The organism is Gracilibacillus sp. JCM 18966, assembly GCF_055392695.1.
Window position 1 is genome coordinate 1,589,225 of the sequence record NZ_AP043883.1, and the last position, 19,325, is coordinate 1,608,549.

The 19,325-nt window shown below is 35.5% G+C and carries 18 protein-coding genes; 16 read left to right on the forward strand and 2 right to left on the reverse strand.

Annotated features, from left to right (window positions below):
- Nucleotides 1-8 precede the first annotated feature (8 nt).
- The 12 genes from ACZ5N5_RS07670 to ACZ5N5_RS07725 all read left to right on the forward strand — a co-directional run bounded on the left by ACZ5N5_RS07670 (nucleotide 9) and on the right by ACZ5N5_RS07725 (nucleotide 11,146).
- Entirely contained in the window at nucleotides 9-1,490 is a 1,482-nt protein-coding gene (locus ACZ5N5_RS07670; RefSeq protein WP_109984681.1) for an alpha-N-arabinofuranosidase, read from the forward strand.
- A gap of 86 nt (nucleotides 1,491-1,576) precedes the next feature.
- The gene (locus ACZ5N5_RS07675; RefSeq protein WP_054860741.1) at nucleotides 1,577-2,782 is read left to right on the forward strand and encodes an iron-containing alcohol dehydrogenase; all 1,206 of its coding nucleotides are present in this window, start codon (nucleotides 1,577-1,579) and stop codon (nucleotides 2,780-2,782) included.
- Nucleotides 2,783-3,060: 278 nt separating this feature from the next.
- On the forward strand, nucleotides 3,061-3,993 hold the full coding sequence (locus ACZ5N5_RS07680) for a carbohydrate ABC transporter permease (protein WP_464373580.1): 933 nt from the start codon (nucleotides 3,061-3,063) through the stop codon (nucleotides 3,991-3,993).
- A complete protein-coding gene (locus ACZ5N5_RS07685) occupies nucleotides 3,993-4,832 on the forward strand; it encodes a carbohydrate ABC transporter permease (protein WP_109984684.1) in 840 nt (279 codons plus the stop codon). Before ACZ5N5_RS07680 ends, ACZ5N5_RS07685 begins: the two co-directional genes overlap by 1 nt.
- A 30-nt stretch (nucleotides 4,833-4,862) precedes the next feature.
- Nucleotides 4,863-5,486, forward strand: coding sequence for a YesL family protein (locus tag ACZ5N5_RS07690; RefSeq protein WP_054788463.1), 624 nt, complete (start codon nucleotides 4,863-4,865; stop codon nucleotides 5,484-5,486).
- Nucleotides 5,487-5,758: 272 nt separating this feature from the next.
- Nucleotides 5,759-7,096: an ABC transporter substrate-binding protein gene (locus ACZ5N5_RS07695; RefSeq protein ID WP_054788464.1), complete on the forward strand. Its 1,338-nt coding sequence runs from the start codon at nucleotides 5,759-5,761 to the stop codon at nucleotides 7,094-7,096.
- Nucleotides 7,097-7,240: 144 nt separating this feature from the next.
- Nucleotides 7,241-8,107 (forward strand): nickel pincer cofactor biosynthesis protein LarC, encoded by an 867-nt coding sequence (gene larC, locus ACZ5N5_RS07700; RefSeq protein ID WP_109984686.1) that lies wholly within the window; start codon nucleotides 7,241-7,243, stop codon nucleotides 8,105-8,107.
- 58 nt (nucleotides 8,108-8,165) lie between these two features.
- The gene (locus ACZ5N5_RS07705) at nucleotides 8,166-8,732 is read left to right on the forward strand and encodes a DUF6609 family protein (RefSeq protein ID WP_464368457.1); all 567 of its coding nucleotides are present in this window, start codon (nucleotides 8,166-8,168) and stop codon (nucleotides 8,730-8,732) included.
- 320 nt (nucleotides 8,733-9,052) lie between these two features.
- A complete protein-coding gene (locus ACZ5N5_RS07710) occupies nucleotides 9,053-9,367 on the forward strand; it encodes a PadR family transcriptional regulator (protein WP_245902330.1) in 315 nt (104 codons plus the stop codon).
- A gap of 22 nt (nucleotides 9,368-9,389) precedes the next feature.
- The gene (locus tag ACZ5N5_RS07715; RefSeq protein ID WP_054788466.1) at nucleotides 9,390-10,217 is read left to right on the forward strand and encodes an undecaprenyl-diphosphate phosphatase; all 828 of its coding nucleotides are present in this window, start codon (nucleotides 9,390-9,392) and stop codon (nucleotides 10,215-10,217) included.
- A gap of 24 nt (nucleotides 10,218-10,241) precedes the next feature.
- Complete coding sequence (locus tag ACZ5N5_RS07720) at nucleotides 10,242-10,871, forward strand: hypothetical protein (RefSeq protein ID WP_054788467.1); 630 nt, start codon at nucleotides 10,242-10,244, stop codon at nucleotides 10,869-10,871.
- A gap of 29 nt (nucleotides 10,872-10,900) precedes the next feature.
- Entirely contained in the window at nucleotides 10,901-11,146 is a 246-nt protein-coding gene (locus ACZ5N5_RS07725) for a hypothetical protein (protein WP_054788468.1), read from the forward strand.
- Between the two features lie 47 nt (nucleotides 11,147-11,193).
- On the opposite strand, the gene ACZ5N5_RS07730 is transcribed toward ACZ5N5_RS07725, so the two are convergent.
- Nucleotides 11,194-13,485, reverse strand: a complete 2,292-nt coding sequence (locus tag ACZ5N5_RS07730; RefSeq protein ID WP_464373581.1) for an AraC family transcriptional regulator — start codon at nucleotides 13,483-13,485, stop codon at nucleotides 11,194-11,196.
- Nucleotides 13,486-13,521: 36 nt separating this feature from the next.
- A complete protein-coding gene (locus tag ACZ5N5_RS07735; protein WP_464373582.1) occupies nucleotides 13,522-14,175 on the reverse strand; it encodes a YesL family protein in 654 nt (217 codons plus the stop codon).
- 383 nt (nucleotides 14,176-14,558) lie between these two features.
- Here ACZ5N5_RS07735 and ACZ5N5_RS07740 point away from each other — a divergent pair, with 383 nt between their 5' ends.
- From ACZ5N5_RS07740 to ACZ5N5_RS07755, 4 genes are all read left to right on the forward strand, one after another.
- The gene (locus tag ACZ5N5_RS07740) at nucleotides 14,559-16,058 is read left to right on the forward strand and encodes an extracellular solute-binding protein (protein WP_464368485.1); all 1,500 of its coding nucleotides are present in this window, start codon (nucleotides 14,559-14,561) and stop codon (nucleotides 16,056-16,058) included.
- A 265-nt stretch (nucleotides 16,059-16,323) separates the two neighbouring features.
- Nucleotides 16,324-17,283: an ABC transporter permease subunit gene (locus ACZ5N5_RS07745; RefSeq protein WP_054860752.1), complete on the forward strand. Its 960-nt coding sequence runs from the start codon at nucleotides 16,324-16,326 to the stop codon at nucleotides 17,281-17,283.
- 20 nt (nucleotides 17,284-17,303) lie between these two features.
- Nucleotides 17,304-18,185: a carbohydrate ABC transporter permease gene (locus ACZ5N5_RS07750; protein WP_109984691.1), complete on the forward strand. Its 882-nt coding sequence runs from the start codon at nucleotides 17,304-17,306 to the stop codon at nucleotides 18,183-18,185.
- Between the two features lie 28 nt (nucleotides 18,186-18,213).
- The gene (locus ACZ5N5_RS07755) at nucleotides 18,214-19,308 is read left to right on the forward strand and encodes a hypothetical protein (protein ID WP_054788471.1); all 1,095 of its coding nucleotides are present in this window, start codon (nucleotides 18,214-18,216) and stop codon (nucleotides 19,306-19,308) included.
- Nucleotides 19,309-19,325: the final 17 nt, after the last annotated feature.

The following is a 19,325-nucleotide window of genomic DNA, read 5'->3' on the forward strand; positions in this document are numbered from 1 at the left end:
TGAATATTATGGGGAATAAAGCAGTCATTAATGCAGATGTAGGTCAAGGTACGATTAATAAAAATATCTATGGTCATTTTGCAGAACATTTAGGTCGTTGTATCTATGAAGGAATTTGGGTAGGAGAAGATTCTTCCATACCAAATACAAATGGCATTCGAAAGGATGTGGTAGAGGCATTAAAGAATATTAAAATTCCTGTACTACGTTGGCCAGGAGGATGCTTTGCAGATGAATATCATTGGAAGGATGGAATTGGTCCACGCGAAAATCGTAAACGTATGGTGAACACACACTGGGGCGGAGTAATTGAGAATAACCACTTTGGTACTCATGAGTTTATGATGTTGTGTGACATGCTGGAGACAGAGCCCTACATTTGTGGAAATGTAGGGAGTGGAACAGTTCAAGAAATGTCCGAATGGGTGGAATACATGACATTTGACGGCGAGTCCCCAATGGCCAATCTTCGTAAAGAAAACGGAAAAGACGAGCCGTGGCCACTTAAATATTTTGGTGTTGGAAATGAAAACTGGGGTTGTGGAGGTAATATGCGTCCACAATACTATGCAGATCTTTACCGTCGTTTTCAAACCTATGTAAGAAATTATGGGGACAATAAGATTTATCGTATTGCAGGTGGTCCGAACGTCGATGACTACAATTGGACAGAGGTACTCATGCGTGAAGCGGCAAATATGATGGATGGACTTAGCCTACACTACTATACGATGCCAGGTGAATTTTGGACGGGTAAAGGTTCTGCAACCAACTTCCCTGAAGCGGAGTGGGACATTACATTACAAAGAGCGTACCATATAAAAGAATTGATTGAAAAACATAGTACCATTATGGATAAATATGATCCAGAGAAACGAGTTGGGTTAATTATTGATGAATGGGGAGCTTGGTATGATGTAGAAGAAGGTACGAATCCAGGATTCCTTTATCAACAAAATACGATCCGTGACGCCCTTGTTGCAGGGATTTCATTAAATATATTTAATGATCACAATGATCGTGTCCAAATGACTAATATTGCCCAAACGATTAACGTATTGCAAGCAATGATTTTAACAGATAAGGAAAAAATGATTCTTACACCTACTTATCATGTGTTTGAAATGTATAAAGTTCACCAGGATGCAGAGAAATTGGCTTTAGCTATCCAAACAGATGTGAAAAAAGTCGATGACAAAGACTTGCCGCAAATTACTGCATCTGCTTCCAGAGCTAAAGATGGAACAATTAATATTACGTTATGTAATGTAGACAAAGATAAGGAGACAGATCTTGAAATAGATTTAAGGGGTGTAGATGTTCAAAATGTCTCCGGACGTGTGTTAACAGCAAATGAATTAGATGCCCATAACACCTTCGACAATCCGGATAACGTAAAACCGGTTGAATTTACAGATTTTCAAGTGAACGGCACTGTCTTAACGGTAAAACTACCTTCCAAATCTGTTACCGCAATATCTGTTAAGTAAGGAAAGAAAGAGGAAAAGGTCGATAAGTAAAACTTGTCGGCTTTTTTTAATCGAAAGATATAAAAATGTACAGGGATGTGAGCCAATTGCATTTTCAAGATGAGTTAAATAAGTTAATAAAAGAGCTGGAATGTAATGACATAAATCTTCCGGCTATTTATATAGAAAAAGAAGTGATAAAGCGAATTCCAGAATTTGCAAACAAACATCAATTTAGACATATTGTTATTGTGACAGACGATAACACGAAAAAGGTGGTAGGAGATGAATTAACACTTTTTTTGGAAAAGGAAGGTCTCATTACTCAACTAGTTATTCTAACGCCAACAGAACATAATCAAGTGATCGCAAATGAAGAGACGCTTGTAGAGCTAATGCTAGCCACTTCTCCAGAAACCACATTACTAATCGCCGCAGGATCTGGCACTATTCACGATATTGTTCGTTTTGTTGGCCATAAAATGGATATTCCGTTTATTTCTGTACCAACAGCTGCTTCTGTTGATGGATTCACTTCCAAAGGAGCACCATTAATCTTAAGAGGAAAAAAACAAACCATTCAAACGGCCTCTCCCATTGCGGTTTTTGCGGATATAAATATATTAGTACGGGCCCCTAGGGAGCTGACTGCTGCAGGGTTTGGCGATATTTTAGGTAAGTATACCTCCCTAGTCGATTGGGAAATCTCTCGTCTAATCGCAAATGAACCATATCAAGCACGGGCGGCAGCAATGACGCGATATGCTCTAGATACTTGTATCAATAATATAGAAAAAATAGCTCAACGTGACGAGGAAGGTATAAAAATATTAATACAAGCATTGATTGAATCAGGACTGGTGATGCTTGTATTAGATTACTCGAGACCAGCATCAGGTGGAGAGCATCATCTGTCTCATTTTTTAGAAATGGATATGCTACAAAAAAATCAAAAACAACATTTGCATGGAGCAAAGGTTGGAGTAACAACAGCTATTATTGCTGAGCTATACAAGAAGTTTGTAACAGAATCCTCCTTAGAAGATATAAAAAATGGAACAGTGAAAAAGCATTGGAGGACTATAAAAGAATTGATCCTATCGATACCTGAAGCCGAGCAATTAAGAAGCTATTTAAGAAAAGTCGGTGGACCTGATTCAATACAAGCATTAAAAATAGAGGATAAGGTTGTCCGTGCTAGCTTAAATCAAGCGCATAACTTGAGAGATCGATGTACTGGCCTGCTTTTAATCAATCAAATCAAAAAAACAGAATTGCCTTATCCATTTAATTCAAGTCCTTTGCCAATGTGAAATAAAAACAAATAAGAAGTATCCTTTCCTATTTGAAAAGGATACTTCTTAAAGAAAAGGTTATTCATTAAAGATTTCTAAAAAACCATTGAAAAAAGTTATCCAGTTATATATAATAGAAACAACTCATACTTATACGTACCATTTAAAAGAGTTATGAGTGATTATGGAGATTTGTATCAAAAATGATATAGAAATTATTTATTCGCTAAGTGGAAGCGCATACAAATCTTAGGTGATTTTGGTTGAAGCAGTTATATAGAATTGGAGGGGTAAATATGGCAATTAGTCAAACGTCCAACACGGTCGAAAGGAAACAGAGTTCATTTATGAAGTTTCTCAATTCCAAGAAGGTAGTACCATATATTTTTGTGTCACCATTTCTAATTTCGTTTTTAATTTTAACTGTCTATCCAGCAATTCAAGGTATTATTATGAGCTTCCAAAGCGTTTTGCCTGGTCAAGTGAACTTTATCGGCTTAGCTAATTATGAAAGGGTATTCAACCCTACATTTTATAGGGCTCTAACCAATACAACCATCTATGTTGTTTTAACCGTCACTATTTTAACCATACTTCCCATTATTTTAGCAATTATTTTGGATTCAAAATTTATTAAGTTAAAGACATTATTTCGAGCATCCTTGTTTATGCCAGCCTTGGCATCTACCATTGTTGCTGGTATGATCTTTCGCTTAATGTTCGGGGAAACAGATTCCGGTGCGGCGAATCAAATTCTAAATTGGCTAGGCTTTGACTCCGTAGATTGGATGTTTAATGCATGGTCAGGAATGATGCTAATGGTGATGTTATGTGTGTGGAAGTGGCTAGGGGTTAATATTTTATACTTCTTGGCAGCCTTACAAAATGTCCCGGAGGAATTATATGAAGCGTCAGAAATTGATGGTGCGACGATTATGCAAAAATTCTGGTATGTCACCTTACCATTTTTGAAACCGGTTACTATTTTTGTTGTCACCATTTCTATTATCAATGGTTTTAGAATGTTTGAAGAAAGTTATGTATTCTGGCCATCAGGATCGCCTGGAAATATTGGTTTAACCGTTGTTAGCTATATTTATCAACAAGGTATTCAACAAAATGATATGGGATTTGGTGCTGCGATAGGGGTTATTTTAATGATCATTATCTTTATCGTTAGTTTTATTCAATTAATTCTTACTGGTGCATTTAAGCGAGGTGATGAGTAATGAATAATGCAAAAAGCAGAACATTTAAATGGATTGCAAATGTGGGGATGGGAATTATTTGTTTCATCGCTTTGTTCCCAGTATTAATCTTGCTCCTATCGTCTTTTCGGCCATCATCTGAGTTAATGCGTTCAGGTATTAGTCTCACATTTGATTGGAGTAAGCTAAACATTGATAACTATTTATATATTTTTACTCAAGCGGATGGCTACTGGCAATGGTATATAAATAGTTTAATCATTTCAGTTATTACGATTGTTTTATCCTTATTTTTCTCGTCCATGGTTGGTTATGCGCTCGCTGTTTATGATTTTAAAGGGAAAAATTTATTCTTTGGTTTTGTTGTATTCATTTTAATGGTGCCATTTGAAATCTTAATGTTACCGCTATTCCAGATGATGATAACTTCGGGACTTGTGAATACGTATGCAGGTGTTGTTCTACCAATGATTGTAGCACCTATTGCTGTTTTCTTTTTTAGGCAGTATGCATTGGGATTACCGTTGCAATTGATGGATGCTGCAAGAATCGATGGATCCACGGAATACGGAATCTTCTTTAAAATTATGCTACCATTAATGACTCCATCCTTAGGTGCTATGGCTATTTTACAAGGACTAGGTAGTTGGAATAATTTCTTATGGCCATTAATTGTTTTAAGATCTAATGATATGTTTACATTGCCAATAGGATTAGCGACACTGTTAACTCCTTATGGAAATAATTATGATGTGCTTATAGCGGGATCTGTAATGACAGTAATTCCAATTATCATATTATTTATATTCTTCCAGAGATACTTCGTGGCAGGGCTAACAGTTGGTGGAGTAAAGGGTTAATCATTTTAGAGAGTTAGGGAGTGATGAAAGATGTTTGGACAACAAATAGTGAGTTCATTAGATAAATTTCTAAAAGGTATCCTGAACATTGCTTGGTTAAATCTACTATGGATCTTTTCCTCCCTACTTGGCTTATTCATTGCCGGGGTATTCCCGGCAACTGTTGCTAGTTTAGCAGTTGCAAGAAAATGGGTGCGAAAAGAAGAGATGACCTCGGTTTTACAATATTTTAGAAAGGTATATAAAGAAGAATTTGTGAGATCAAATATTATTGGCTGGATATTGATGGCTATTGGACTTATTCTCTTTGTCAATTACCGTGCTATGATAGAATTAGGAAATCAAATACCGATTTTTGTTGTCTTTGCTTATTATTTAGTCCTTTTCTTTTATAGTTTAGTATTAGTATGGATTTTCCCGTTAATTACACACTACCATACAACAATTAAGCAGTATTTTAAAAATGCATTTATTATTGGAATGTCCAAATTACCTTTTTCCGTTGCTATTTTCGCCGTAATATTTCTAATTTGTTATGTATCATTAGAGCTTCCATCCATGTTTGTATTTATTACCTTTGGCCTCACCGCAATTACGATGATGTTCTTCGTGATGCAGGTGTTCAATAAGATTGACGAGCATAGTTATCGTTAGATTATACGGTTGAATAATAAAATTGTTGAAAATAAAACAGACAACTAAATGTATGTATCGAAAAACTTATTGACAAATTATAAGTTGAATGTTAAGATCAAAGTAATAGAATGGAAGTTACACGAATCTATTTCATGAGTTTGATGTTCAATAAAGTTACGTACAAGTCGAACAAAACTTTGATTAATAAGATTCGTTTTTTTAACAACCATTTTGTAAGCGGTTTCTATTAATGGTAGAACCAAAATATAATATTCATTGGGGGTTGGAAAATGAAAAGCAGAAGAAGTTTGCTCATATTACTTTTTGGATTTGTTGCCATGCTTTTAGTCGCTTGTGGTGGTGGAGATAGCTCAGAGGAAGCTACCGAAACAGTAACAGCTGGTGATGATATCGAAGATGCCACAGAATTAAAGCTTTGGACCTTTGTAGAGTTGCATAACGATTTTTATATGGATGCTGCTGAAAGATGGAATGAGGAAAATCCAGATAGACCAATTAAACTGACAGCTGAGACCTATCCGTACGATAATATGCATAACAATCTCTTGCTTTCATTACAATCAGGAAAAGGAGCACCAGACATAGCAGATATTGAAATTGGTCGTTTTCCTAACTTCCTAGAGGGTGAACCACAATTATTAGCCATGAACGATTATGTAGAACCAGAAATAGATAACTTTGTCAAATCTCGCTTTGAGATCTATGCAAAGGATGGTAACTATTATGGAATGCCAACACACGTAGGGGCATCTGTTATGTACTACAATACTGAGATATTAGAAGCTGCAGGAGTTAACGCAGATGATATCAAAACATGGGATGACTTTGTAGAAGCGGGTAAAAAGGTTGTAGAAAATACAGATGCAATGATGTTTAATACATTCACAGGCGATTATCTTCCATACTTCCAAATGGTATCACAACAAGACTCTGATTTCATTGATGAAAACGGAAACATTACCATTAATAGAGAAGAAAATATACGAGCACTAGAATTATTGAAGCAAATGCAGGATGAAGGAATTGCGGAAGTGGGCCCAGGCGGTGAACCACATGCAGAGGAATTTTATGCTTATATGAATGATGGAGGAGCAGCTGCGATTAGTATGCCAATCTGGTATATGGGTCGTTTCACAGATTATATGACAGATTTAGAAGGAAAAATGGTAGTCCGTCCAATGCCGGCATTCGAAGAAGGTGGCAAGCGGTCTGCCGGTATGGGTGGAACGGGTACTGTTGTAACGAATCAAACAGAACATCCAGAGTTAGCGAAGGAATTCCTTGCTTATGCAAAACTTTCCAAAGAGGCGAATATCAAGTTATGGACAGTACTAGGCTTCGATCCTCCACGTCATGATGTGTGGGATGATCCAGCTATCCTAGAAGATAATAAGTTCTTCCAATTCTTTGGTGATGATATCTTTGACACATTGAATGATATAAAAGATGAAATTAATGCATTGAATATTACGGAAGATACACCAACAATTGCAACAGAGCTAAATACAAATACGTTAAATAGTGTATTAAGGGACGGATCGCAAACCGCTGAAGAAGCACTTAATAAGGCACAAGAAGCCGTTGAATCGCAAACAGGCAGTGAATAAGAAAAATGGGGCTATTCCATATTGTATGGGATAGCCCTTGCTATTTAATGTAAACCAAAATTGTTCCACGGAAGGTTAGTAAAACATGATTGAAAAAGCTTACAAACAAGTCTATGATAATATAGTAGAAAGAGGTGATTGGAAATGAGAACATTATATATCGATTGCTTTTCAGGGATAAGTGGTGACATGACAATCGGTGCATTATTGGATACTGGAATTTCGATAAAATTTTTAGAGGAAGAATTATTCAAGCTAGGTATACACCAAGAATATGAGTTGAAGACAGAACGAGTGAATAAAAATGGAATCTCAAGCTTAAAGTTTGATGTGTTATTTGATGATCATCATGAGCATGGGCACCATCATCACCATCACGATCATAATCATGTTCAAGAACACGATCATGATCATGGGCATCATCATAAGCATGGCCATCATCATGAGCACGAGCATAACCACCAACATGACCATCATCACATCCATGATCACCACCATCATCGTACATATAAAGATATCGTCGAATTAATTGCCAATTCTGAGTTAAGTGATTCTGTCAAAGAAATATCCCAAAAGATATTTCGCGTAATTGGCGAGGCAGAAGCGAAGATACATGGGATGGATTTAGAGAAAGTACATTTCCATGAAGTCGGAGCAATTGATTCGATTATTGATATTGTTGGAACAGCAATTCTTATCGATAAGTTAGCGGTGAATCAAATTATTGCATCACCCGTTCCAACCGGCTCAGGAAGAATTAAGATTGATCACGGTATTTATCCAGTCCCGGCACCAGCTACACTTGAGATTTTAAAAAATGTCCCACTTCAAAATATCGATGTAACAGCAGAGTTAACAACTCCTACCGGTGCAGCCATCATAAAGGTGTTAGTTGACGAATTCAGTCAATCGGTACCAAGTATGAAGATCAACCAAACCGGATATGGTGCGGGTACGAAGACCTTTAGAGAACATCCAAATGTTCTTCGAGTAATGCTAGGTGATTTCTAGTTGTTTATATTAAACTGCAAGATATTAAAGTTGACATGACAAAAAGAGGAGGGAGAAAATGGGGGGAGAAGGAAGGGAAAGAGAATATAATACTCAAAGAACGGTAGGGGTATGGTTAGTTTATGTTGGAGTTATTATTATTGTTTCGGCGATAATGGGTGGAGACTTATTTATTCATCCGTTTATTATGGGGTTTGGTTATTTTATTGGTTTTTTCTTAATTCTTGTTCTTCCTTTTCTTAATAACAAGCTATCATATGGTAAGAATTCTAAGTTTCAAGATAGAATGGACAATATTTCGGTTGTTGTAACTATTGTTCTCTGTACGATTTGTGGGTTAATTATTGGCTCTGATGATTTAAGATTGCTTTGGCTATGTATTTTTACCATTATAGGTATTCATTTCTTTGGTTTTTATTTTTCTCAAGGTAAAATAATTCTCTTGTTAGGGGTATTGACGACAGTGAACTCAATAATGGGAATCCTTTTAGTTAGTGTTCCTTTTCTTTTGTTCGCAATGATTGACGGTATTTTAAAAGTAATTTATGGGTTCAAAATGCTCCTTATGAAACGTCAAACGAAAAATTCAAATATGGGTGATGAAGCATTAAACAACTTCAACTAAAGGGAGCGCTAGTTCAATAAGGGAAGAAAAAAGGAGTAAAAACGCGCAAATTTGAATTGCACCCCAATTGTTGGACACAATCTAACAATTGGAGGTGCAGTTTTTGTATGCTAATTGTAATGTTACTCGTTTGGAATTGAAATGCTAAAAGGGCTGTTATTTTGTTTGTTAATTAACATTTTCCTTCCCAAGACCTGTACCCGTTACTTTATGAAGTGGGTTTTTTTTCTTTACATATTTTTTGTTAAAATACCTTGCATTATTAAGTAATTTATATTAGAATACTTAATGTTATTAAGTAATATAGGGAGGTAAACAGATTGAATAAGGAAATGCTGAAAGGTACAATTGATCTTCTAATACTATCCCTATTATTAAATGAAGATAGCTACGGCTACCAGATATCTAGAAAAATAAAAGAAAGAACGAGCGGCTCATTCGAACTACAGGAAGCCACCTTATACTTATCACTTAAACGCCTAGAGAAAAATGAGGCCATTACTTCTTATTGGGGCAAGGAAAGTCAAGGTGGAAGGAGGAAATATTACAGAATAACCGATATTGGCAAAAAGCAGTACATACAATATAGTGAAGATTGGAAACAGATGGTCCAGATGATGAACGCTTTTATATAAGACAAGAAAAGGAGAAGAGAATATGGATTTTAGTGCAGAGCTTCTAACATTAATTAAGTATTTTATATTAGGTCTTGTCCAAGGGATTACAGAACCAATCCCCATTTCCTCAAGTGGACATTTAATCATTTTTAGAGAACTATTTGGAGTGAAGGCAAACGGATTGTCCTTTGAGATTTTTGTCAATTTTGCTTCTTTACTTGCTGTTTTAGTCATTTATCGAAACGATATTATTCGATTAGTGACAAATGGTACAAGGTATATCGTGAAAAAAGAAAAGGAAGAGTCTGATCGCAAGGACTTTCAATTTATTATCTATCTAATTATTGCTACCATTCCAGTTGGGGTTTTTGGTGTGCTATTTGGTGATGCTATTGGCGATGCATTGAGTAACACTAAGATTGTAGGGTTTACGTTACTTATTACAGCTGTGGCTCTATGGCTTATTCGTAACTTAAGAGGTCGTAAGAATGATGGAGATTTAACAACAAAGGATGCTATTATTGTGGGTCTTGCCCAAATGGTTGCCCTAACCCCTGGAATTAGCCGATCAGGAGCTACCATCGTTGGATCAATGCTAGTTGGAATGAAACAAGAAACAGCACTTCGTTTTGCTTTTCTACTTTATATTCCAGTAAGTTTAGGTACAGGGATATTAGAAATACCGGAAATTCTGAAGGACCCAAATATAAATTCTCTACTAATCCCATATATTATTGCCTTTATTACCACCTTTATTGCAACCTATTTCGCTTTAAAATGGTTTATGGATATTATGGCAAAAGGAAATTTAAAATATTTCTCTTACTATTGTGTAATTGTAGGGATTCTCGTAATTTTGTTCCTATAATTTTCTGAAATGGAGGTATAAGCTATGCGCAATTGGATAATCAAGATTACTAGTTTCAATGATTTGAAAAACAAATGGTTATTATGCCTCTCTGTGATCATTTTTGCTACCACACTTTATATAGATTATAAGGATCATCCTAGCTATACTCCTTTTGCTATACTCCTTTGCTATGGCTTTGCTATTGTTATAGCTGGGATGTGGTCGATAATTAATTACATTAATCATATAAAAATCCACGCTATGTATAGAAAAGATCATGATCTTGCCTCTTTTGTTGAAAGACTAGCAATGGATAAGGATGAAAAGGCAGAATTACTAGCATACATGGAGGATTTTAAAGCAGACTTAATTGAACAGGGGAAATCATCAGAGGAGGCAGCTAAAATTGCCCTTCATCATTTCACCATGCAGGAATTCGAAAAACTAGCCAAGGATTCTACCATTTTTAAGCTTCCTGCCCATTATTATTTGTGGGGTTATACGGCATTATTAGCTGTTGTGTTTATCTTCACACTAATTCTCGTGAATCTCTGGACGAGTCCTGTGATCATGGTGGTCATCGAAGCCACTTCCTTTGCTTATGCATTTGGGTTTGCTACTGTCTTTTTCATGTATAAAGTAATTGATATGATGATATATAAAAAGCTATAAAAAATAGGACGACTCCACTCGTAGATTGAGTGGAGTTTATTTATACGTGGGACGTAAAAACATATAAGATAAAAGAATATATCTTGTTGAAAGGGATTGGAGCAGCTGAGATCACCAAGATAAAGAAATATATCTTGGCGAAAGCGATTAGAGAAGCTGAGATCACCAAGATAAAAGAATATATCTTCTCAAAAACGATTAGAGGAATCAAGATAACCAAGATAAAGGATATATCTTGGGGAAAACGACTAGACGAGACAAGATTACCAAGATAAAAAATAAGCCCTCCAGAAAACTAGGAGGACTTTACTCAGTCAAAAACCTAAGCTTCTTTGCTTTTATAGCGTAAGCGGTATTTCCCTGGAGTAATACCTTCCATTTTACGGAAGGATCTAATGAAGTTTTGTGAATTATTGTATTGTAATTCCTCGGCAATGTCTTTTACAGATTTATCCGTTGTGGTTAACCAATCCTTCGCTTTATTCAAGCGGTAGCGGAGTAAATACTCACTAAAAGAGAATTTCGTTTCTTTTTGAAAAATACTGCTCAAATAGTTTGGATTATAGTGTAGTTCCGCTGCAATAATATCAAGAGAGATATCTTTATTAAAGTTTTCGTGTATAATGCGAATCATCTTGTCAGAGATTCTTTTGTTTTTACTTTCATCCTTTGCATCTAGATTCGTAATAAGTGGCTGAACGATTCGATGGACAACCCATTCTTTCATTTCTTCTAATGAATGTAGATTTTGATAATGAGTAATCATTTCCGTCGAATCAAAATCCTCTACACTGATCCCGAGCAATTCCTTTAATTCAAATAATTCATAGAAAAATCTTGATAAAATAATTTCTAATTGCTGATGATGAATATCATTCTGATCGATATAGTCAAAAAACTTATCGATCTCCTCTGTTGCCTGATCTTTCTCACTCAATTTTATCGCATCAAAAATCTGGTTTTTGATAGCAACAGGATATGGAGCGATACTCGAATATCTTCGGTTTAAGTTTTTATAATAAATAATGGAGGATTCACCCATTTTTAAACGATATTTTAATGCTTCCTTACTTTCCTTAAATGCTTTATTAGAATCACAAAGATTAACATAACGTAAACTAATTCCGATACTGACACTTAAATGAAGGAGCTCTTTCACCTTTTGTTGAATTAACTCGACTTGCTGGTTTATGAGGTGGGTATAATCAGAATCCTTCTCACAGTCAGTTATTAAAATGGTTGTTTGAGTATCATTAAGTACAACTGGTGTAAACCGTTGTTCACTAGGAATGATATCCTCCATTAAATTATTAATAGCAAATAATATTAGGTCTTGGTCATTTTTATTAAACTTATTTTGGTCGATGGCATCTACCTTCAATGAAAAGACAGTCAACCAGGACCAGCTTTCTACGTAATGAAAATTCTTTATTTTAGTGTGTAACTCACTTTCACTTACCTTGCCTTGTAATAAACGCATCATAAATAATTGCTTTAATTGGGTAACTTGGTTCTGGACACGTTGTTCTAGCTGATTATTCTGACTTAATAGACTTTCAATATGTGTTTCTATCAATTCAAACTCATTTCGATTACTACTAGCAGCTGTTGTTGGATGGATAGCATTTTTCAATCGTTTAATCGGTTTGTACAAGACCTTACTACCAATAACAGCGAAAATAACCGAGATAATTAATAAAATACTAATAATTAATAAGGTAATCCAACCAATCGAAGATGATTTGACATGCAAATCACTTAGTTTTACAAAGGATAAATAAGTCCAATTATTATAAAGGGATGTTTCGTAGCTTATCTTAAATTCGGTACCATTAAAAGTGTAATTAAATTGGCCCTTCGTTGCTTCTCGGTCAATTTTGTTAAAGAGAGAGGTAGGAATATACCCATCCTCGCCAATATAGCTCGGATTACTTTGGGAGATCGTTTGATTATTTTCATCTAATATTAAAAAAGATTCACTATCATTACTTTCCGCCATAATTTCTGTTAATTCACAGGCAGGAATCAAAACACTGATAATTCCTGTTGGATCACTGGATAAAATCGGTAGCTTTTTAACTAAATTGATGTAATGGGAACAACTATTCTTGGTTGCGTTTGGAAACTGAATATCACTTGATTTTTCTAGGATCCAAGAGGTTTTTTTTGGTGTGTTCATATAGCCTTCATGTATTTGCTCATTGGTCGTTGCATCAAGGTTGACAAGACCATTATTATTGATCAGCCAATCTTCCTTAAAACTAACAAAAACAATATCCTCAATCCCTGTTTCGAGTGTTTGTAAATGATTCAAATCTCTTCTTAATTTGTGAAAATCTTCAAAAGCAAGCGCATTCATATTTTCGTTTAAAAATTGCTTTGTCTGTGTAGAACGAACAAAATAAGTAGTAGAAAGATCTACATACCTTAGAGCCTGTTCGATATTTGTCTTAATTTGAAAAATATTTTGCTTTTTTTCATCATTGGAGTAATCAATGATGGCTTTGGAAGATTGCCAATAAGAAAGACTACCAGTAATAATAACAGGGACGGTACTTAATATAATAAGGAAAGCAATTAACTTAAAGTAATGCTTGGTAGATAATTTTTTCATAGGCATAACTTCCTTATCAAAAATTTATTTCTCACGTTAATTTGTCGTAACAGAATGATCGATTTGCTCTTGTTGAACTTGGAGTAATTGCTGAAAACCTAGATGTGCAAAAAACATAATGATGTAGGCACTAAAGCTAAAACTAAAAAATAGTCCAACACCTGGAAATTTAAAGGATAAAAAATACACTCCAGCTAATATCGTTACCATACATATAGAGTAGTGTAATTTAATAGCTCCGATCGTTACAGCATATCGAATATACTGCCAAAAGGATAATTCAAAATGGACATATACCGGCACGACATATAACACTAACATGAGATAAAAGAAAGTAGCCATAACAAAAATACCTAATAAAACGGAGTGAAAGCTAGTATCACTCATTAAGCCAGCATATTTTAGGAAAACAGACAAGAAATATCCTAATCCATAAAGGACAACGCCGAATAAATTCGCATTCCAAAAATGAGATTTATAAGCGTCGACAAAGGTTGATAGAATAGGTGTATCTGTTTCTTTTTGAATCCACTTTCTTACAATAGTAAACATGGCGATCGTAGCAGGCATTAATCCAAATAAGATAAGGCCAATTAAAGTGCCGAGTAACCAAATTAAATTTAACCAGGCAAATCTTGTTACCCATGTGCATACCTTATAGAGACTTGCCCAAATACCTGTTAATTCCATCATAAACTCACCTAATTTCACTTTCATTATTACTATATAGAATACATATAAATCAAGAAGAAGTAAACCAGAAAAATGAAACGCTTACATTCGATAATCATTATATGAGATAGTTCTAATCCTTATGACATAACGATTGTAATGATTTTGTAACATAAAATAATCATTATTTCATCACTTCATAATCAATAAGGAAAAATGATTATTTCAGAAAAAAATCTCTAATTAAAAGCTTTTTGCAGTAAACGTTTTATTAGCTGTGAAAAAGTGATTATATACAAGATGGTATCTATTGCTTACTATGGTAGATGTACAACGATTCAGTTGTAACAAATTAAATAGATATTTGGAGGGTGGTTAATTTGAGTAACTGGAAAAAGATAATGGGGTTAATGCTACTTGCCGTCTTATTACTCGTGACAGCTGCTTGTAGTGACAGTTCTTCAGAAAGTAGTGGAGATAATGAAGGATCTGAAGAAGGATCAGATGGAACTTTTTCTTTTTCAATGATGGCAAACTTACACACACCAGAGGTTCCTGATGAAAAAGTATTAAATAAGATAGAAGAAGTAACAAGCACAGATATTGAGATTCAATGGGTACCAGATAACAACTATGAAGACAGATTAAATACAGCTTTTGCAACAAACTCATTACCAGATGCTGTTTTCTTAAAAAACCAAGCTACCTTTATACAATTCCGTGAAGCAATACAAGATGGGCAGTTTTGGGAAGTTGGACAGTATTTAGACGAGTTCGAGAACTTATCTAAATTGAAACAGAACGTATTAGACAATACGAAGATTGATGGGGAATTATATACTTTATACCAAGGACGCCCATTATCACGTCAAGGTATTATCTATCGTAAAGACTGGGCGGAGAATTTAGGCTTAGAAGCACCCACGACAACCGATGAATTTATGGAAATGGTACGAGCTTTCACAGAGGATGACCCAGATGGAAATGGTAAAGATGATACTTTCGGCTTAACAGATCGAAGTGATTTAATCTATGGAGCATTTAAAACGGTTTCCTCTTGGTTTGGAACACCTAACTATTGGGGAGAAAAGGATGGTCAGCTATTACCAGAATTTATGTTTGATGAATACGTACAAACAATGGACTTCTTTAAAGAAATGCATGAGAACGGATACATTAATCAAGACTTTCCTGTAACAAGTAAACCGGACCAACAAGAATTTATTAAAAACGGCACAGCAGGTGTTTATGTAGGTGCGATGAGTGATGTAGGAAGCTTACATGATGATGCAATTGCGATCAATCCTGACGCACAATTTGATGTACACAATTATGTAGAAGGGCCAAGTGGTGAGTTTGGTGTATGGTCGATTCCTGGCTATGGTAACTTAGTAATGTTCCCTAAGAGCTCTGTTGAATCAGAAGAGGAATTGAAGAAAATCTTAGGCTTCTTTGACCAAATGATGTCTCCAGAAGTAGCTAATTACGCTTACTGGGGCTTTGAAGGAGAGCATTATGAATTAGTAGATGGTGCTGCTAAAGTATTAGATTCCGATAAAAATGAACGCGAGGTAAAACCATATCAAGCAATTGAAATCGGAGAGCCTGAAACAAATGGTCGTTACTTAGGTTATTTTGATTATGAACCAAAGGCAAAATCGGAAGAATTATTCCTTGAAAATGAAGAACACCTTATTAATGATCCAACAGTGCCACTTTATTCGGAAACATACGTAAAAGAAGGTGGTACACTGCAACAAATCATTACAGATGCTACGTATAATTACATTCTAGGTCAAATCGACAAAGATGGATTTGATAAAGCCATTGAAGAATGGAAGTCACAAGGTGGAGATAAGATTATAGAAGAATACAATGCATCCTATGAGGAATCAAAATAATCATGCTCAGGGCTCTTAGATCATTTTAAGAGCCCTGAAATTTAACTGCACTACTATTGTCTGTTACTAAGAAGTTCCTATAATGAGGAGATGATCATTATGTTATGTTAGTTACTTTTATGAACAGCAACTCTTAAGAATAAGCTTATGGCAGTAGTGAAAGGTAACTCGTAAGATAATGATTATTTACGTTATATGAATTCTCACGTACGATTTGGATAAGCAGATGCATAGGTAGTGATATTCAGAGGAAAGGAAAATGTCTATGGAAACAACAATTTCTCCGAAACAAGAAAAAAGAAATTACAAAAAAATGAGGAAATCAGAGTTATGGAAAAGAATTAAAAAGAATAAATTGATTTATTTAATGATTCTGCCAGGTCTTCTCTATTTTTTCATTTACAAGTATTTACCGATGTATGGGTTAATTATTTCATTTCAAGAGTATAAGCCTTACTTAGGTATTTCGGGAAGTGAATGGGTAGGATTGGAGCATTTTAAACGATTGTTTGCAAGTCCTGATTTTTGGATGATTTTTAAAAATACATTAATATTGTTCGGTTTGCAAATATTTGTTTATTTCCCGATTCCGATTATTCTATCGTTAATGTTAAATGAAGTGCGACATAGCTTCTTTAAAAAGGGTGTTCAAACACTTGTGTATATTCCGCACTTTATGTCATGGGTAGTTATTGTATCTATTTCGTATGTCATGCTCACACTTGATGGTGGTATTGTAAACGCAATCATAGAGTCGCTAGGATTTGAGAAGGTTAATTTCTTACTGAATGAAGACTGGTTCCGACCAATGTATATTTTACAAGTTATTTGGCGTGAGGCTGGCTGGGGTACGATTATCTTCTTAGCAGCCATTACTGCGGTAGATCCTCAATTATATGAAGCAGCAAGAATGGATGGAGCAGGTCGATTCCGTCAGATGTGGCATATAACCCTACCTGCGATTCGAAATGTAATCATCGTTTTATTAATTTTAAAGATTGGGGATGTATTAGAGCTAGGTTTTGAACATGTGTACCTATTATTAAATTCCTCTAACCGTAATGTTGCCGAAATATTTGATACGTATGTTTACGTAGCTGGTTTACAGCAAGGGCAATTCAGCTATAGTACGGCTGTTGGCTTCTTCAAGGGTGCCGTTGGATTGATTATGGTTGTCTTTGCGAACTGGCTAGCGAAGAAATTCAATGAAGAAGGAATCTACTAAGATTAGGCGAGGTGAAGATAATGGCCAAAAAGAAAAGAATAACAATGGGGAGCAGAATGTTTGATTTCTTTAATTACTTTTTGCTTGCATTGATTGCGCTAATTACCGTTTTACCATTTATCCACGTTGTAGGTAGTTCATTTGCTACAAGTGCAGAGGTGGCGAATACGAAATTTTTACTCTTTCCAACTAAATTCACGCTAGATGCATATGAGTACATCTTTTCCACAGATACGATTTTTAAAGGCTTAGGTGTTTCCGTTATTGTGACACTAGGTGGTACGTTATGGAGTATGTTTTTTTCTACCTTAACTGCTTATGGATTAGCAAGAAAAGATTTGGTCGGTCGTCGTGTGATCAATTTCTTGATTGTTTTTACATTACTATTTAATGGAGGAATGATCCCTACCTTCTTAGTTGTTCAACAGACTGGATTACTAAACTCCTTATGGGCCTTAATCATTCCAGTAACTATTAATGCTTTTAATATGATCATCCTCAGAAGCTTTTTCGTTAATATTCCGGAAAGCCTAGAGGAATCAGCTAAGATCGATGGTGCCAATGACTTTAGTATACTCTTTAGAATTGTACTTCCGATTTCATTGCCAGCTATTGCGACGATTTCCTTGTTCTATGCGGTTACTTATTGGAATACGTACATGCATGCCATCCTTTATTTAAGTGATGCAGGCAAATGGCCAATCCAAGTTCTACTGCGACAAATCGTTGTTCTTGCCAGTGGTTTGACATATGATGGGGCAGCCTATACGGATGTTCCACCACCAGAAACAACGATAAAGATGGCAACGATTGTTGTAGCTACAGTACCAATTCTATTAGTCTATCCGTTTTTGCAAAAATACTTTGCGAAAGGTGCTTTACTAGGCTCTGTAAAAGGTTAAGACAATTAATGAGAGGAAGCATAACACAATGGACTGGCGGGAAGAGAAATTACAGCAATTAGATCAATTATACGAGGGAATGTTCGACTGGTTAATGAAACAATATGACCCTGAAACAGGTGGCTTCTATTATGCAAGAAGCTCGGTAGAAAACGAAGACTTCACTCCAGATATAGAATCTAGTGCACAAGCATTGAATATACTAATTCGGCATCATCTATTAGATCAGATGCCGAATCCCATAAAAGGAAAAATGGTACAATTCTTTCAATCGAAGCAAGACGTAAAAACTGGATACTTCTATGATCCACATCCAAGAATGAAAGAGGATGAAGTAATGGTTCACCGAGCGCTGAATTATTCACTAAACTCCTTAAAAAGGTTAGGGGCATCGAATCGATATCCTCTTCCTCTTTCTTTACGAGAAGCTCCTGCTTATACTACTTCTGTAGAAGCATATCGCGAGAAATGGGAGAGTATTGATTTGAGAAATAGTTGGAGAGGCTGCGATTTATTAGCCTCCTCTACCGTTTATATAAGAGAGATGCCAAAGGAAACGCAAAGAAAATTTGTCGATGCCTTTGCAGCCTATTTAGCAGGTCTTCAAGATAGGCAAACGGGTTTGTGGGGAGAAGGATCTGTTTATGAAAGAATATCTGGAACTTTTAAGTTGCACACCTTTTACCGAAGCTATCAGATTCCAATGCCTAATAAGGAAAGAATTTATCAAAGTATTCTTAGATGTCTACGGCAGGAAGAGGCTATCGATATGTGTTATATCCGAAATCCTATTGATCTCTTATCCTATTTAGCCTTAGATATTCCAGAGGAAGAGCTTAAGGAGATTACATCAATTACGATCGAGAATATGTCAAGGCTTAAGAGAGCAGATGGTGCTTTTTCAAGAGAACTTGCCCATTCACCAAAGGCGCCGAATGTGGCTCAAGTGAAAGAGGGAGATTACTATCCTAACATGCCAGAACCTGTCCAGCTCGGAATGGGATTAGTGGAGGGTGATATGAATGCTACTACCCAAGCAACTCTTATACGTATCCAACTTCATAAATTGTTAGGAGTAGATTCAAAAGCCATCATAGCTAACAGTGAATTTTGGAATAATTAAAATAGTGGAAAGAAGTG

Bases quoted from the DNA above. Each gene is read 5' to 3' on its own strand.
- ACZ5N5_RS07695 (WP_054788464.1), top strand. From the start codon at position 5,759: ATGAAAAGCAGAAGAAGTTTGCTCATATTACTTTTTGGATTTGTTGCC.
- ACZ5N5_RS07740 (WP_464368485.1), top strand. From the start codon at position 14,559: ATGGGGTTAATGCTACTTGCCGTCTTATTACTCGTGACAGCTGCTTGT.
- ACZ5N5_RS07755 (WP_054788471.1), top strand. From the start codon at position 18,214: ATGGACTGGCGGGAAGAGAAATTACAGCAATTAGATCAATTATACGAG.
- ACZ5N5_RS07735 (WP_464373582.1), bottom strand. From the start codon at position 14,175: ATGGAATTAACAGGTATTTGGGCAAGTCTCTATAAGGTATGCACATGG.
- ACZ5N5_RS07730 (WP_464373581.1), bottom strand. From the start codon at position 13,485: ATGAAAAAATTATCTACCAAGCATTACTTTAAGTTAATTGCTTTCCTT.
- ACZ5N5_RS07690 (WP_054788463.1), top strand. From the start codon at position 4,863: ATGTTTGGACAACAAATAGTGAGTTCATTAGATAAATTTCTAAAAGGT.
- ACZ5N5_RS07720 (WP_054788467.1), top strand. From the start codon at position 10,242: ATGCGCAATTGGATAATCAAGATTACTAGTTTCAATGATTTGAAAAAC.
- ACZ5N5_RS07715 (WP_054788466.1), top strand. From the start codon at position 9,390: ATGGATTTTAGTGCAGAGCTTCTAACATTAATTAAGTATTTTATATTA.
- ACZ5N5_RS07705 (WP_464368457.1), top strand. From the start codon at position 8,166: ATGGGGGGAGAAGGAAGGGAAAGAGAATATAATACTCAAAGAACGGTA.
- ACZ5N5_RS07680 (WP_464373580.1), top strand. From the start codon at position 3,061: ATGGCAATTAGTCAAACGTCCAACACGGTCGAAAGGAAACAGAGTTCA.
- ACZ5N5_RS07685 (WP_109984684.1), top strand. From the start codon at position 3,993: ATGAATAATGCAAAAAGCAGAACATTTAAATGGATTGCAAATGTGGGG.
- ACZ5N5_RS07750 (WP_109984691.1), top strand. From the start codon at position 17,304: ATGGCCAAAAAGAAAAGAATAACAATGGGGAGCAGAATGTTTGATTTC.
- ACZ5N5_RS07745 (WP_054860752.1), top strand. From the start codon at position 16,324: ATGGAAACAACAATTTCTCCGAAACAAGAAAAAAGAAATTACAAAAAA.
- ACZ5N5_RS07670 (WP_109984681.1), top strand. From the start codon at position 9: ATGGGGAATAAAGCAGTCATTAATGCAGATGTAGGTCAAGGTACGATT.
- larC (WP_109984686.1), top strand. From the start codon at position 7,241: ATGAGAACATTATATATCGATTGCTTTTCAGGGATAAGTGGTGACATG.